Origin of the sequence: Pseudomonas oryzihabitans, assembly GCF_024652905.1 — a bacterium.
In the GTDB taxonomy this organism is placed as follows: Bacteria; Pseudomonadota; Gammaproteobacteria; order Pseudomonadales; family Pseudomonadaceae; genus Chryseomonas; species Chryseomonas benzopyrenica.
Map to the genome: position 1 here is coordinate 3,900,069 of NZ_CP102428.1, position 14,696 is coordinate 3,914,764.

At 68.1% G+C, this 14,696-nt stretch carries 12 protein-coding genes; 8 read left to right on the forward strand and 4 right to left on the reverse strand.

Annotated elements, in window-relative coordinates; genetic code table 11:
* Positions 1 to 11: 11 nt before the first annotated feature.
* The 3 genes from NRG74_RS18135 to NRG74_RS18145 form a co-directional block, all read right to left on the reverse strand.
* Complete coding sequence (locus NRG74_RS18135; protein WP_257704986.1) at positions 12 to 878, reverse strand: hypothetical protein; 867 nt, start codon at positions 876 to 878, stop codon at positions 12 to 14.
* Positions 879 to 980: 102 nt separating this feature from the next.
* Complete coding sequence (locus tag NRG74_RS18140) at positions 981 to 2,162, reverse strand: M20 aminoacylase family protein (RefSeq protein ID WP_017639278.1); 1,182 nt, start codon at positions 2,160 to 2,162, stop codon at positions 981 to 983.
* Positions 2,163 to 2,173: 11 nt separating this feature from the next.
* Entirely contained in the window at positions 2,174 to 3,472 is a 1,299-nt protein-coding gene (locus NRG74_RS18145) for an MFS transporter (RefSeq protein ID WP_257704987.1), read from the reverse strand.
* A 266-nt stretch (positions 3,473 to 3,738) separates the two neighbouring features.
* On the opposite strand from NRG74_RS18145, the gene NRG74_RS18150 reads away from it, so the two are divergent.
* The 7 genes from NRG74_RS18150 (at position 3,739) to NRG74_RS18180 (ending at position 12,392) form a co-directional block, all read left to right on the forward strand.
* Entirely contained in the window at positions 3,739 to 4,710 is a 972-nt protein-coding gene (locus tag NRG74_RS18150) for a PstS family phosphate ABC transporter substrate-binding protein (RefSeq protein ID WP_257704988.1), read from the forward strand.
* A gap of 94 nt (positions 4,711 to 4,804) precedes the next feature.
* Positions 4,805 to 7,090: an ABC transporter permease subunit gene (locus NRG74_RS18155; RefSeq protein ID WP_257704989.1), complete on the forward strand. Its 2,286-nt coding sequence runs from the start codon at positions 4,805 to 4,807 to the stop codon at positions 7,088 to 7,090.
* Positions 7,077 to 8,789: a phosphate ABC transporter permease PstA gene (gene pstA, locus NRG74_RS18160; RefSeq protein WP_257704990.1), complete on the forward strand. Its 1,713-nt coding sequence runs from the start codon at positions 7,077 to 7,079 to the stop codon at positions 8,787 to 8,789. Before NRG74_RS18155 ends, pstA begins: the two co-directional genes overlap by 14 nt.
* A gap of 22 nt (positions 8,790 to 8,811) precedes the next feature.
* Positions 8,812 to 9,639: a phosphate ABC transporter ATP-binding protein PstB gene (pstB, locus tag NRG74_RS18165; protein ID WP_017639283.1), complete on the forward strand. Its 828-nt coding sequence runs from the start codon at positions 8,812 to 8,814 to the stop codon at positions 9,637 to 9,639.
* A gap of 58 nt (positions 9,640 to 9,697) precedes the next feature.
* Positions 9,698 to 10,423: a phosphate signaling complex protein PhoU gene (gene phoU, locus NRG74_RS18170; protein ID WP_007161478.1), complete on the forward strand. Its 726-nt coding sequence runs from the start codon at positions 9,698 to 9,700 to the stop codon at positions 10,421 to 10,423.
* Between the two features lie 72 nt (positions 10,424 to 10,495).
* On the forward strand, positions 10,496 to 11,416 hold the full coding sequence (locus tag NRG74_RS18175; RefSeq protein ID WP_017639284.1) for a response regulator: 921 nt from the start codon (positions 10,496 to 10,498) through the stop codon (positions 11,414 to 11,416).
* 76 nt (positions 11,417 to 11,492) lie between these two features.
* Positions 11,493 to 12,392: a peptidoglycan DD-metalloendopeptidase family protein gene (locus NRG74_RS18180; protein WP_017639285.1), complete on the forward strand. Its 900-nt coding sequence runs from the start codon at positions 11,493 to 11,495 to the stop codon at positions 12,390 to 12,392.
* A 215-nt stretch (positions 12,393 to 12,607) separates the two neighbouring features.
* Here NRG74_RS18180 and NRG74_RS18185 read toward each other — a convergent pair whose 3' ends face one another.
* On the reverse strand, positions 12,608 to 13,408 hold the full coding sequence (locus tag NRG74_RS18185; RefSeq protein WP_026083646.1) for a helix-turn-helix transcriptional regulator: 801 nt from the start codon (positions 13,406 to 13,408) through the stop codon (positions 12,608 to 12,610).
* A 350-nt stretch (positions 13,409 to 13,758) separates the two neighbouring features.
* On the opposite strand from NRG74_RS18185, the gene NRG74_RS18190 reads away from it, so the two are divergent.
* Entirely contained in the window at positions 13,759 to 14,646 is an 888-nt protein-coding gene (locus NRG74_RS18190) for a M23 family metallopeptidase (RefSeq protein ID WP_093253219.1), read from the forward strand.
* Positions 14,647 to 14,696: the final 50 nt, after the last annotated feature.

Sequence of the window (14,696 nt, forward strand, 5' to 3'; positions counted from 1 at the left end):
TGAGCAGACTCTTAGCGAGCGGCTCCGGCTTCTCGCGACAATTCCAGGATGCGGTTGCGCCCCTGCTCGGCGACCAGATAATGGCCGTCGCCGCGAGGGATCAGGGTCTGCGCCGAGCGTAGGTGCGAGAGCACCGTGACCAGTCGGCCGTCGGGCTGCACCAGCAGCACCCGGGCGCCGTGGGTGGCGTCTTCGGTGATCCACAGGCCGTCGGCCGAGCACTGCACGAAACCGGGGGCGTCGAGGCCCGTGGCGACCAGGGTGTCTGCACCCCCGGGTTGCCACTGCTTGACCCACCCCTTGGCCTTTTCGGTATAGAACAGCCGGCCATCCGGGCAGCGCGCCACCCCTTCGCCTTCTTCCAGGCCCTCGCGCAGCACCGCCAGGCGGCGTTGCAGCAGGTCGTAGCTGAGCAGGCGACCGCGCGGCAGGTCCTCGATGGCATAGAGGGTCCGGCCATCGGTGGCGATGCCCTCGACATCGTTACCGTCGAACAGGGCGTCGCGGTGCCCGTCGCGCAGGAGAAACACCGGCAGCGGCCCGCCTTCCTGGCTGACCACCAGACCGCCCTGGAACATGACCAGACCATCGGGCTTGGACAGCTCGCCCAGCACCGGCTGGCGCTCGCCCGTGGGCAGCAGCCGCAGCAGACTGCCGCGGCGACTGGAAAATTCCTGGGTCACGAACAGGCTGCCATCGGCATCCAGGGCCAGGGCGCTGACCATGGGGATGTCGGCGGCGAATTCCCGATAGCGCCAGCCCTCGGCCGCACTGACCGGATGGAAATGCCGCCAGGCCGGATAGGCGAAGCCTGCGGCCAGCACGGCGACGCCCAGCGCCAGACCCTGGCGCCAGCCCAGGCGCGGAACACGACGCATGGCGATCTCTCTGTGGCTGAACGATGACCGGGCAGTCTAGCGGCCCGCGCGTGAAGAATCCGTCGCCGGCACCCTGGGTGAGGGGGCCGGCGGGGCGGGGTCTCAGGCGGTGAGGAAGGCCTCGGTCAGCTTGACCCAGTAGCGCGCGCCGACCGGCAGCAGGGCGTCGTTGAAGTCGTAGGCCGCGTTGTGCAGGTTGGCACTGGGGCCGTTGCCGACGAACAGGTAGCAACCGGGTACCTGCTGCAGCATGTAGGCGAAGTCCTCGCTGGCCGGGATGGGCGCGAAGGGATGCAGGGCGTCGGCGCCGAAGTGCTCGACCGCCACCTGGCGGGCGAAGGCGGTGGGACCGTCGTGGTTGACCAGCACCGGATAGCCGCGCTGGTAGTCCAGTTCGGCGGTGGCGCCAAAGCTTTCCGCCTGGGCGCGCACCAGGGCGCCGATGCGCTGCTCCAGCAGGTCGCGGGTGCTGTCCTGGAAGGCGCGGATGGTCAGCTTCATCTCCACCGCGTCGGGAATGACGTTGGACGCCTCGCCGCCGTGGATGCTGCCCACGGTGATCACCGCCGTATCCAGCGGCGCCACGTTGCGCGAGACCACGGTCTGCAGCGCCATCACCGTGGCCGCGCTGGCGACGATGGGATCGACCGCCTTGTCCGGCACCGCGCCATGGCCGCCCTGGCCGCGGATGCGCAGCAGGGCGGTGTCGGACGAGGCCATGGCGGCGCCGTCGACAAAGCAGAACTTGCCGGTGGGCACGCCGGGCATGTTGTGCAGGCCGAACACCTGGTCGCAGGGGAACAGCTCGAAGAGGCCGTCCTGCATCATCTTCAGGGCGCCGCCCAGGCCTTCCTCGGCCGGCTGGAAGATCAGGTGCAGGGTGCCGTCGAAGGCGCGGGTTTCGGCCAGGCAGCGGGCGGCGGTGAGCAGGGTGGTGGTGTGGCCGTCGTGACCGCAGGCATGCATGCGGCCCGGGTGCTGGCTGGCGTAGTCGAGCCCGGTGGTTTCCAGGATCGGCAGGGCGTCCATGTCGGCGCGGATGCCCAGCACCTTGCTGCCGCTGCCGGCGCGCAGGGTGCCGACCACCCCAGTGCCGCCCAGGCCGCGATGGACTTCGTAGCCCCAGCCCGCGAGGGCGGCGGCCACCAGGTCGCTGGTGCGCTGTTCCTGGTAACCCAGTTCGGGATGGCGGTGGATGTCGCGGCGCAGGGCGACCATTTCCGGTAGGTAGCCGGCGATATGACGGGCGGTGGCGTCTTGATCCGCAGCAGTGGCAAGGCTCATGGCGATCTCTCTCAATCCAGGTGGCGTTCGGGATAGCTCAGCAGTGCCAGCCATCCTATCAGCAGCATGACGATCAGGTACCAAGCCGGGGCGAGCGGGCTGCCGGTGGCCTCAATCAGCCAGGTGGCGATGAACTGGGCGGTGCCGCCGAACAGGGTCACCGCCAGGGCGTAGGTCATGGCCAGTCCCGTGGCGCGCACCGGCCGCGGCAGGCCGGCGAGGATCAGCAGCAGCCCGGCGGTCATGTTGACGCTCATGGCGGTGATCACCACGAAGCGGGCGGCGAAGGCCAGGCCCTGAGTGGTGGGGTCATTCAGCCAGACGAAGGCCGGGTAGATGCCCAGCAGGGCCACCGCCAGGCTGACCAGGGCCACCGGCTTGTAGCGCCCGAAGCGATCCAGCAGCAGCCCGGCGGCCAGGGCGGCGGCCATCTGCACGGCGCTAGAGGCCACCCCGGCCAGGTAGGCGCTGGTGGCCGGCAGGCCGACGATGCGGGTCATGTAGGTGGGCATGTAGAACTGCATCAGGTAGGTCAGCAGGGTCGCCGACATCACGATCAGCAGGCCCAGGCCGAAGCGCCGCGGATGCTCGCGCAGGAAGGCGCGCACCGGACCGCCCTCGACCGTGCCGGCGCCGCTCCAGGTCTCGTCCACCTGACGGCGGATATAGAGGCCGACCGGAATGATCAGCAGGCCGACCAGGAAGGGGATGCGCCAGCCCCAGGCATGCAGCTCGGCCTCGGACAGGCTGCGGGTGAGCAGGGCGCCCAGACCGGCGCCGAGCAGGGCACTGCCGCCCTGGCTGATCACCTGCCAGCTGACATGGAAGCCGCGCCGGCCGGGGCTGGCCGACTCCAGCAGCAGGGTGGTGGCGGCGCCGATCTCGCCGCCCGCGGAAAAGCCCTGCAGCAGGCGCCCCACGAGCAGGATCAGCGGCGCGGTGATGCCGATCTGGGCATGGGTCGGGGTAAAGGCGATCAGGGCGCTGCCCAGGCCCATCAGCGAAATGGTCAGCAGCATGGCCTGTTTGCGCCCGTGGCGATCGGCATAGGCGCCCAGCACCATACTGCCCAGCGGCCGCATGACGAAGCCGACGCCAAAGACCCCGACCGCCATCAGCAAGGAGCCATAGGGGGTGTCCGAGGGGAAATAGAGCTGGCCGATGATGGCGGCGAAAAAGCTGAAGACGGTGAAGTCGAACATCTCCAGGCCGTTGCCGAGGCTGGCTGCGGCAATCAGCTTGGCGCGCGAGGGCGGGGCGGTGGTTGCCTGAGCGGCCGGGGTGGAGGACGTCGGAAGAGCCTGGGCCATGGTGCGTTCCTCTGCACTGAGATGAATGCTTAGCTGTGCAAATGTTGGTCCGGTCCATCAAGGCCGCCAGCGAGAGCGATCAGGGCAGGTCCGGAGGCCAGGCCTGCGCCAGGGTGGTGCAGCGCAGGTCCTCTTGCAGCCTAGTCGAACCCGCCACCTTGGCTGGCGGTCTCTCATAAATCCGTCACAATGCCCGGCTAAAGTGCCAGGTCGCGTCTGAGCGTCGCCGGCCCAGGCCCGTCTCCCATCCCCGCGAGGAATCCGGTATGGACATCAAAGGTCCGCTGACCGCTGTGGCGCTCGCCCTGGCGCTAGGTGGCACGACCGCTCGGGCCGAGGGCGTCGACCCGGCCATCCCCGACTACCAGAAGGTGAGCGGAATCTCCGGCAATCTGTCGAGCGTGGGCTCCGACACCCTGGCCAACCTGGTGACGCTCTGGGCCGAGAGCTACAAGCGCCAGTATCCCAATCTCAATATCCAGATCCAGGCGGCCGGCTCGTCCACCGCGCCGCCAGCGCTCACCGAAGGCACCGCCAGCATCGGCCCCATGAGTCGCAAGATGAAGGACGCCGAACTCCAGGCCTTCGAGCAGCGCTTCGGCTACCCGCCCACCGCGGTGCCGGTGGCCATCGATGCCCTGGCGATCTTCGTCAACAAGGACAATCCCCTGCGGCAGCTGACCCTGGAACAGGTCGATGCGATCTTTTCCAGCACCCGGCTGTGCGGCGGTCCGCACGAGATCAAGACCTGGGGCGACCTGGGCCTGACCGGTGACTGGGCCAAGCGCCCAATCCAGAGATTCGGCCGCAACGCGGTATCGGGCACCTACGGCTACTTCAAGGAAGCGGCGCTGTGCCGTGGCGACTTCCGTGCCAACGTCAACGAGCAGCCCGGCTCGGCCTCGGTGGTCCAGGCCATCAGCCAGTCGCTGGGTGGCATCGGCTACTCCGGTATCGGCTACCAGACCGCCAGTGTCCACACCCTGGCGCTGGCCCGGCAAGGCACCACCGACTACGTCGAGGACAACCAGGAAAACACCCTGTCCGGGCGCTATCCGCTGGCGCGTTATCTCTACGTCTATGTCAACAAGGCGCCGAACCGCCCGCTCAATCCCCTGGAAGGGGAATTCCTGCGCCTGATCCTCTCGCGCAACGGTCAGGAGGCCGTGCTCAAGGACGGCTATATTCCCCTACCGGCCCCCGTGGTGCAGCAGGCGCTGAAGACGCTGGGTTACTGAGCGGCCGGCGCTCAACGCCCGCACTGGGCGGGGCGCCCCTGGCCGCCCATTCGCTGTAACCTTTCTGTCACACGACGTGATTAGGCTCTGCGCCATGAAATCCCCGGTACCTCCGTCCCCGCCTGATCCTCGCGGCCCTGCTCGGCTGGACTTCAACACGCCTGCTCTGCGCCGGCGGCGACGTTGGCGGGCGCTGCAGGATCGACTGGTACGGGGCTCGGTGCTGGCCGGCGGCCTGGCCGTGCTGGCCACCATCACCCTGATCTTCTTCTATCTGGCCTATGTGGTGCTGCCGTTGCTACGCGGTGCCAGTCTCGAAGCCGAGCCGCTGTCGCAACCCGCTTGGCTGGCAACGGCTGGGACGCCGCTGCTGTTGGGTGTCGACGAACAGAATCGCCTCGGCCTGCACCTCTCCCAGGGCGGCGAAGCGACGTTCTTTACCCTGGCCGACGGCCAGCCGGTCATCCGCGAGCGCCTGCCGTTGCCGCCTGGCGTCACCATCAGCAGCCAGGCCCAGGATGCCCCCCGTGGGCTGATCGCCCTGGGTCTGTCCGATGGTCGCGTGCTGGTGGCGCACAAGCGCTATGTTTCCCGCTATCCCCAGGGCGAGCGGGTCATCACCCCTGAATTGGACTTCCCCTACGGGCGCGAGCCCCTGGACCTGGGCGCGCCGCGCGCGGCCCTGGAGCGGGTCGCCATCGCTGGCGACGAGGGCCTGCTGGTGCTGGCCGGGGCCCAGGGCAACCGGGTGACGGCGCTGCGTCTCGGCGGGTTGGCGACTCCGGTGACCGGCGACCAGGCCACGCCGGTCCGCACCTCGATCACACTCGGGCCGCTCAATGCCGCAGTCAAGGCCATTCACCTCGATCCTCGCGGCCGCTGGCTCTATACCCTCAATGGCCGCGCCCAGGCGGATGTCTTCGACCTGCATGACGGCAGTCTCAACGGCCACTACAAGCTGCTCGATGCCGCCGACAACGAGGTCACCGCCAGCGCCCAGCTGCTGGGCGGCGTATCGCTGCTGGTGGGTACCGCCAAGGGTGGCGTCAGTCAGTGGTTCATGGTCCGCGGCCAGGATGGCGAACCGGTGCTGAGGCATATCCGCGATTTCCAACTAGGCACGGCGCCCATCGTCCAGCTGGTGCCCGAGCAGCGGCGCAAAGGCTTCGTCGCGCTGGATGCCGCCGGTGAACTCGGGGTCTTCCACAGCACCGCCGGGCGCACCCTGCTGCGTGAGCAGCTCGCCCCCGCCGCCGGGGTGCTGGCGCTGTCGCCGCGCGCCGACCGGCTGCTGCTGGAAGAGAACGGTCGGCTGCTCGGCTTCCGCCTGGATAATCCGCACCCGGAAGTCTCCTGGTCGGCGCTCTGGGGCAAGGTCTGGTACGAGAATTACGAAGCACCGGCGCGGGTCTGGCAGTCCAGCGCCGCCACCGCGGACTTCGAACCCAAGCTGAGCCTGGCGCCGCTGACCTTCGGCACCCTCAAGGCGGCCTTCTACGCGATGCTGTTCGCCGCGCCCCTGGCCATTGCCGCAGCGATCTATACCGCCTACTTCATGGCGCCGCGCATGAGGCGCACGGTCAAGCCGGTCATCGAGCTGATGGAGGCCCTGCCCACGGTGATCCTCGGCTTCTTCGCCGGACTGTTCCTCGCCCCCTTCGTGGAAAATCACCTGCCGGGGCTGTTCAGCCTGCTGTTGCTCCTGCCGCTGGCCATCCTCGCCGCGGGCTTTGGCTGGTCGCGCCTGCCGCTCACGCTACGCGAGCGGATCCCGGAAGGCTGGGAAAGCCTGCTGCTGTTGCCGGTGGTGCTGCTGACCACCGCCCTGGCGCTATGGCTCAGCCCCTCGCTGGAAGGGCTGCTGTTCGCCGGCGACCTGCGCCTCTGGCTGAGCCAGGAGCTGGGCATCGCCTATGACCAGCGCAACGCCCTGATCATCGGGCTGGCCATGGGCTTCGCCGTCATCCCCAACATCTTCTCCATCGCCGAGGATGCCATCTACAGCGTGCCACGCAGCCTGACCCTGGGCTCCCTGGCGCTGGGCGCCACCCCCTGGCAGACCCTGACGCGGGTGGTGCTGCTCACCGCCAGTCCGGGCATCTTCTCGGCGTTGATGATCGGCCTGGGCCGCGCCGTCGGCGAGACCATGATCGTGCTCATGGCCACCGGCAACACCCCGATCATGGATGCCAATCTGTTTGAGGGCATGCGCACCCTGGCGGCCAACATCGCCGTGGAGATGCCGGAATCCGAGGTGGGCGGCACCCATTACCGGCTGCTGTTCCTGGCCGCGCTGGTGCTGCTCAGCTTCACCTTCCTGATGAACACCCTGGCCGAACTGATCCGCCAGCGGCTGAGGAAAAACTATGCGGCCCTCTAGCACCGGCGCGCCGCAGCGGCAGGGCGTTGGACAGCGGCGCTCCCTGGGCGTCTGGCTGCGTGGCGGCGCGCCCGGGGTCTGGCTCAGCGGCGGCGCCGTGGCCATCGCCGTGCTCATGACCCTGGGGCTGATCGGCATCCTCGCCGTGCGCGGCCTGGCGCATTTCTGGCCGGCCGAGGTGGTGCAGGCGCGCTACACGCCGCCGGGCCTGGAAGCGCGCCTGGTGCTGGGCCAGGTGGTGGAACAGGAGACGATCCCGGCCGAGCGGCTGCGCAGCGCCGGGATAGCCCTGCCGCCGGACAGTGGCGAAACCCTGACCCGCGAACTCTTCAAGCTGGGCAATCGCGATCTCTATGGCAGCGACTTCGTCTGGCTGGTCGGCGACTGGCTGCAGGATCGCCAGACCCCGGCCGACGCCCTGGTGCTGGAGCGCCGCGAATGGGGCAACTTCTACGGCTATGCGCTGGAAGTGCGCGAAGAGGGACGCCAGGTGGCCAAGGGCGCCGCGGCGGTGCCCGAACTGCAGCGCCGCCTGCTGCGCGCCCGCGACCTGAGCGAGCGCCTGGAGCGCCTGGAAAAGCAGGACATCGGCGGCGTCAATCATGCCCTGGAGCGGCTGCGCCTGGAGGGCCGCGGCCTGGAGCTGGACGGGCGTCTCGACGCCGCCGCCCAGGCCGACCTCGCCGCCCGCCGCGCCGAGCTCGAAGCCCGTTACGGCGAGCTGGAAGACCAGTTGGCCAGCCTGCGCCAGGAGCGTCGCCGCGACAGCGTGGTGCTGCGCGACGTCGAGGGCCGCACCCTGGAACTCAATCTCGCCCGCATCGTGCGCGCCTATCAGCCCAACGCCATGGGCCTGGGCGCCAAGCTCGGCTTCTATGGCAGCAAGCTGTGGGAATTCCTCAGCGCCGATCCGCGCGAGGCCAATACCGAGGGCGGGGTCTTCCCGGCCATCTTCGGCACCGTGATGATGACCCTGCTGATGGCGGTGATCGTCACCCCCTTTGGCGTCATCGCCGCCATCTACCTGCGCGAGTACGCCCGCCAGGGCCCGCTGACCCGTACCATCCGCATCGCGGTCAACAACCTCGCCGGGGTGCCGGCCATCGTCTATGGCGTCTTTGGCCTGGGCTTCTTCGTCTATGTGCTGGGCGGCTCGCTGGACCAGCTGTTCTTCCAGGCCAGCCTGCCCACGCCGACCTTTGGCACCCCGGGGCTGCTGTGGGCCTCGCTGACCCTGGCGATCCTCGCCGTGCCGGTGGTGATCGTCGCCACCGAAGAGGGCCTGGCGCGCATTCCCCGCAGCATCCGCGAGGGCTCCCTGGCGCTGGGCGCGACCCAGGCCGAGACCCTGTGGAAGGTGGTGCTGCCGCTGGCCAGCCCGGCGCTGATGACCGGGCTCATCCTTGCCGTGGCCCGCGCCGCCGGCGAGGTGGCGCCGCTGATGCTGGTGGGGGTGGTCAAGCTGGCGCCTTCGCTGCCGCTGGACGGCAACTATCCCTATCTGCACCTGGATCAGAAGATCATGCACCTGGGCTTCCACATCTATGACGTCGGCTTCCAGAGCCCCAACGTGGAAGCCGCCCGCCCGCTGGTCTACGCCACCGCCCTGCTGCTGGTGCTGGTGATCGCCGGGCTGAACCTGTCCGCCGTGTTCCTGCGCAACCGGCTGCGCGAAAAGTACCGGCTGCTGGAAGACTAGCGCCCGCGGCCGAGGAGACCCCATGCCTTCCGATTCCTCCATCTTCAGAACCGCCGCCGCCTACGCGGCCAGCGCCCAGCCTGCGGCGAGCGAAGGTGGCGTGGCCCTGTCGGTGCCGCGGCTCAATCTGTTCTACGGCAAGAAGCAGGTCTTGCAGGACATCGCCCTGGAGATCCCGCGCCAGCGCGTCACCGCCTTCATCGGCCCCAGCGGCTGCGGCAAGTCGACCCTGCTGCGCTGCTTCAATCGCCTGAACGACCTGGTGGAAGACTGCCGCATCGACGGCGAGATCCTGCTCGATGGGCAGAACATCTATGCCCGCGGCACCGAGATCGCCGAGCTGCGGCGGCGGGTGGGCATGGTGTTCCAGAAGCCCAATCCCTTTCCCAAGAGCATCTACGAGAACGTGGTCTACGGCCTGCGCATCCAGGGCATCAAGCAGAAGCGGGTGCTCGACGAAGCGGTGGAGTGGGCGCTGCACGGCGCGGCGCTGTGGGACGAGGTCAAGGATCGCCTGCACGAGTCGGCCCTGGGCCTCTCGGGTGGCCAGCAGCAGCGCCTGGTGATCGCCCGCACAATCGCCGTGCAACCCGATGTGCTCCTGCTCGACGAACCCTGCTCGGCGCTGGATCCCATCTCCACCCTCAAGGTGGAAGAGCTGATCCATGAACTGAAACAGCGCTACACCATCGTCATCGTCACCCACAACATGCAGCAGGCGGCGCGGGTGTCCGACTACACCGCCTTCATGTACTTGGGCCAGTTGGTCGAACACGGCGACACCGACACCCTCTTCACCAATCCCGCGAAGCGGCAGACCGAAGACTACATCACCGGCCGCTACGGCTAGTTCCAGGCAGGCCGGTGCCCCACCCGGCGACTCGATCCTCTCAGGCAGGACTGACAGCATGATCAACAAAGAAGGCCACACGCAGCACATCTCCCAGCAATACAACGTCGAACTGGAAGAGGTCCGCAGTCACCTGCTGGCCATGGGCGGTCTGGTGGAAAAGCAGGTCAGCGACGCCGTGCGCGCGGTGATCGATGCCGATGCCGGCCTGGCGCGCCAGGTACGCACCATCGATGACCAGATCGACATCATGGAACGCGGCATCGACGAGGAATGCCTGCGCATCCTCGCCCGTCGTCAGCCGGCGGCCTCCGACCTGCGCCTGATCATCAGCATCTCCAAGTCGGTGATCGACCTGGAGCGCATCGGCGACGAAGCCTCCAAGATCGCCCGCCGCGCCATCGAGCTGACCGAGGACGGCGAGGCCCCGCGCGGCTACGTCGAGGTCCGCCACATCGGCGAGCAGGTGCGCAAGATGGTCCATCAGGCGCTGGACGCCTTCGCCCGCTTCGACGCCGAGCTGGCCCTCTCGGTGGCCCAGTACGACAAGCTGATCGACCGTGAATACAAGTCCGCGCTGCGCGAACTGGCTACCTACATGATGGAAGATCCGCGCTCCATCTCGCGGGTGCTGAGCATCATCTGGGTACTGCGCTCTCTGGAGCGGGTCGGTGACCACGCCCGCAACATCGCCGAGCTGGTGATCTACCTGGTCCAGGGCACCGACGTACGGCACATGGGCCTCAAGCGCATGGCCGAAGAGGTCAATCGGTCGCGCGAATGATCCGCCCGGTCACTCCCCGGGTGGCGCTGCGGAGCCGCCTGCTATGCTGGAAGACTTGGCATGGAGTGACCGATGAGCAAGTTGAACGTACTGGTGGTGGATGATGCGCCCTTCATTCGCGATCTGATCAAGAAGGGTCTGCGCAATCTGTTTCCCGGGCTCGTGGTGGACGAGGCGGCCGATGGTCGCCGCGCCCAGACGATGCTCGGCAAGCAGCGTTTCGACCTCATCCTCTGCGACTGGGAAATGCCCGGCATGACCGGTCTGGAGTTGCTGTCCTGGTTTCGTGCCCAGCCGGACCACCAGGGCGTGCCCTTCATCATGGTCACCAGCCGCGGCGACAAGGAAAACGTCGTCCAGGCCATCCAGGCCGGCGTGTCCGACTACATGGGCAAGCCCTTCTCCAACGAGCAACTGGCGGCCAAGGTCAAGAAGGCCCTGCAGCGCACCGGCAAGCTCGCCGAGTTGCAGGCCGGCGCCCAGCCGCGTCCGGCCACCGGCTTCGCCAATGACTCCCTCGGCGCCCTGACCGCCGGCCGCAGCGATGTGGTCCAGCCCGCCGCCGCACCGGTCGCGGCGCCAGTCGCTTCCTCCAGTGCCGCTCTGCTCACCGGCGCCGCGCCGCCGGCACCTGCCCGCGGCAAGGCGGCCGCCAATTTCGGCCAGGGCCAGCTGCGCCTGCCCAACGCCAGCATGGCCTGCCTGATCAAGGCCATCAGCCTCAAGGAGGCCCTGCTGGTGGTCCGCCGCGGCGATCCGCTGCCGCAGATCCTGGAAACCGCCGTGCTCGACCTGGAGCAGGGCGAAGACGGCAACGACGTGGCGCGCCTCAACGGCTATCTGCATTCCCTCGCCGCGCTGGAAGCGACGCCGGCCAGCGAGTGGGTGCAGGTCAACTTCCGCTTCATCGACCGGGACCCGGCCAAGCTCGACTACCTGTCGCGGCTGATCGCCAAGGGCACCGCCCAGCGGCACTACGTGCCGGGCGCCTGAAGAGGGCGACGCCATGAGGGGGCTGGCACGGAGACTGCTTCGCGCTCAGGTATCGCGGATTTCTGACGCCCTGCCCATGCCCCTTGCCCGTCACCTGCTGCTGCTGTCGTTGACCCTTGCGGGTCCCGCCCTGGCGGCGCCCATCTACAAGTACGTCGATGCCAATGGCGTGGTCACCTACACCGACAAGGCGCAGAAGGGCGCCAAGGTGATGACCTTCAGCGACGACCCCATCGAGCGGCTGGACCAGCGGGTCAAGTTGCAGCCGCGGCACTATGCCGGCGGCACGGTGCTGGAGGTGCGCAACGACAGCTTTCTGCCGGTGACCGTCACCCTGCGCCTGTCGGCGCTGCAGAATGTCAGCGGGGTGGGCGAGGCGCCGATCCGCAAGGTCCTGCCGGCGCGCAGCCTGACCCGCCTGGCGACCCTGATCGCGCCGGATCCCAGTCGTCCGCAGCGCTACACCCCCCAGCTCACCACCCTGATGGGCAGTGTCACCCCAGTCTTCGCCTCCGGTTTCGCCTATCCGCTGCCCTGGCTGGGCGGGCCCTTCAACGTCAGCCAGGGCGCCGGCGGTGGTTTCAGCCACAACACGCCCAAGAGTCGCTATGCGGTGGACATCGCCATGCCCGAGGGCACGCCCATCGTGGTCTCGCGCGCCGGCCAGGTGGTGGAGGTGGAGAACGCCCAGGACGGTCGCGGCAACCACCCCTCCGGCAACTTCGTGCGCATCCTCCACGACGACGGCACCATGAGCGTCTACCTGCACTTGCAGCGCGGTTCGATCAAGGTCACCGAGGGTCAGTGGGTACGCACCGGCCAGGCCCTGGCCGCTTCAGGCAACACCGGGCGCAGCACCGGGCCGCACCTGCACTTCGTGGTCCAGCGCAACACCGGCGAGGCGGTCGAATCCATTCCCTTCCGCTTCGCCCAGGCGGTGGACAGCTTGCCCAACTTCGCCGTCGGCGGACCTTAAGAGCCTGTTCAAAGGCTGCTGCGCGTCGGTCGAACGGCGTTGAAAAGCCCCTGGAAGGCCAGCCCCGCCTGGGCGGCCCCGTCGCCATGCTCATTTACCATCGGTAAACCCGAGCGCGGGTCCGATCCGCTTCCTCAGGCCTCTTCGTGGGTCGCCTAGGCGTTGTTTGGCTCTGGCTCGCGAGCCTTTGAGCAGGCTCTTACCCTCGTCCAGTTTCAGCCCTGGGCGTCGAGGTACTCGCTCGGCGACACTCCCAGCACCCGGCGAAACATCCGGGTAAAGGCCGAGGGCGAGGCGTAGCCGAGATCCAGGGCCACCCGGGTCACCGGCTCGCCGGCGGCCAGCCGCGGCAGGGCCAGCATCAGCCGGGTGTGCTGGCGCCAGGTGGAAAAGCTGGTGCCGGTTTCCTTGAGGAACAGTCGGGCCAGGCTGCGCGAGCAGAGGTGCAACTGCTGCGCCCAGGTCGCCAGGGCCGTATCGTTGGCCGGATCGGCGTGCAGCGTGGTCTGGATGGTCTGCAGCCGGCGATCGGCCAGCGCCGGCAGGTGCAGGGCCGTCTCTTCGAGAAACACCAGTTCCGCCAGCATCAGCGCCCGCACATGGCTGCCCAGCTCGGCCTCGCCATAGGAGGTACCGCCGCGTCGCAGGCAACGCAGCAATTCGCGCAGCAGCGGCGAGATGAGCACCATGCGGGTGGCCGCCTCGGGGCAGGGCAGGCCGCTCGGCAATTCGATGATCACCACCTGCAGGGTGGCCTCGCCGTTGGCCCGCGCCTGGTGCTCGACGCGGGGCGGAATCCAGATCGCCTGCTTGGGCGGAACGTACCAGACCCCTTCGTGGGTGGTGACCTCCAGCACGCCGTTGACCGTGTACATCAGGTGCGCCTGATCGTGCACATGCGGCGGCCACGCCTGGCCGTGGGCGAAGGTGCCAAGCTGGGATACCAGCGGCCCGGCGGGCGGGATAGGCGCATCCGCAGCCACGCTTCGCGTCGGGTCGATTGTCTGTTCCTGCATAGCGGCTGTCCGTTTCGGTTGGGCAGGGTCAAGGTGCCAGGACCTAACCTGCAGCACTATGGCCGGAGCATTGGGCGCGCCCAAGGGGCGATCCCCCTGCACGCCGAAAACCTGCCTCTTGCGGGAGTGTCGCACAGAACACCCGCCGCTTGGCTGACCTGCCTGAACCATCAGGCCTGTATTTGAACTACCGTCCGATCGGTGGCAGCGTGGCACAGGGATTTGAGTGCCACGCTTTTTTATTCGCGACGATGCTTTGCCAGCGGCTTCACAAAGCCGCGGTTTGACCATCGCCCGCCTCGCGCGGCTTTGTTAGGTTCTGTCCTTGCCCATCATGGTGGCCCTATGCCATGGACCGACGCCTGACCGCCCTGATCACCTGCCTGACCCTCGCCCTGGCCGTACCTGCCGTTGCGCCGGCTGCCGAAAAGGCGACCCTGACCAAGACCTCCGCCAAGAGCCCGGCCCGCAAGGGGCAGGTCAAGCTCAAGGTCCGCAACGGCAGCGAAGGTCGCATCTTCGAAGTCCGCAACGATTTCGACGTGCCCGTGCGTGTCGAACTGCGCCTGCAACGCACCGTCAACGTGGCCGGTGCCGAGCGCCCGATCCGCCAGGTCATCGAGCCGCGCTCCACGGTGCAGCTAGCGGTGATCCGCAAGCGCCAGCAGGGCTTTCCCATGCACTTCGACCAGGCCTTCAGCTATAGTCCGCAGCTGCCGGTCGGCACCCTGCCGTCGCTGGCGACGAATGTCGCGAGTGGTGCCGACAACGGCATCGGCTATGGTTACGCCTGGCCCTGGCGGCAAGGGGTCTACTACGTGACCCAGGGCGCCGGGGGCGATTTCAGCCACAACACGCCCAAGGGGCGCTATGCGGTGGACATCGCCATGCCCGAAGGTACGCCGATCAGCGCCGCTCGCGCCGGCACGGTGATCGACGTCGAAAACGGCCAGTTCGGCCATGGTCCCAACCCCTCCGGCAACTTCGTGCGCATCGCCCACGAGGACGGCAGCCAGAGCGCCTACCTGCACCTGCGCCGAGGTTCGGTCAAGGTGCGACCCGGGGAGCGGGTGGAGATCGGCACGCCCCTGGCGGAGTCGGGCAACACCGGTCGCAGCACCGGTCCCCATCTGCATTTCGTCGTCCAGGCCCACACGGGCGGTGAAATGGTCTCCATTCCCTTCCGTTTCGTGCGGCCGCTGGCGGCCCTGCCCAACATGGCGCTGGGCGACCGCTGAGTCCGCGCTTCCGGGCGTTCCAGACAGGCTGACGCCACCGGGCCCATCCA

Coding starts and splice junctions, on each gene's coding strand:
- NRG74_RS18135 (WP_257704986.1), bottom strand. CDS start 878: ATGCGTCGTGTTCCGCGCCTGGGCTGGCGCCAGGGTCTGGCGCTGGGC.
- NRG74_RS18140 (WP_017639278.1), bottom strand. CDS start 2,162: ATGAGCCTTGCCACTGCTGCGGATCAAGACGCCACCGCCCGTCATATC.
- NRG74_RS18145 (WP_257704987.1), bottom strand. CDS start 3,472: ATGGCCCAGGCTCTTCCGACGTCCTCCACCCCGGCCGCTCAGGCAACC.
- NRG74_RS18150 (WP_257704988.1), top strand. CDS start 3,739: ATGGACATCAAAGGTCCGCTGACCGCTGTGGCGCTCGCCCTGGCGCTA.
- NRG74_RS18155 (WP_257704989.1), top strand. CDS start 4,805: ATGAAATCCCCGGTACCTCCGTCCCCGCCTGATCCTCGCGGCCCTGCT.
- pstA (WP_257704990.1), top strand. CDS start 7,077: ATGCGGCCCTCTAGCACCGGCGCGCCGCAGCGGCAGGGCGTTGGACAG.
- pstB (WP_017639283.1), top strand. CDS start 8,812: ATGCCTTCCGATTCCTCCATCTTCAGAACCGCCGCCGCCTACGCGGCC.
- phoU (WP_007161478.1), top strand. CDS start 9,698: ATGATCAACAAAGAAGGCCACACGCAGCACATCTCCCAGCAATACAAC.
- NRG74_RS18175 (WP_017639284.1), top strand. CDS start 10,496: ATGAGCAAGTTGAACGTACTGGTGGTGGATGATGCGCCCTTCATTCGC.
- NRG74_RS18180 (WP_017639285.1), top strand. CDS start 11,493: ATGCCCCTTGCCCGTCACCTGCTGCTGCTGTCGTTGACCCTTGCGGGT.
- NRG74_RS18185 (WP_026083646.1), bottom strand. CDS start 13,408: ATGCAGGAACAGACAATCGACCCGACGCGAAGCGTGGCTGCGGATGCG.
- NRG74_RS18190 (WP_093253219.1), top strand. CDS start 13,759: ATGGACCGACGCCTGACCGCCCTGATCACCTGCCTGACCCTCGCCCTG.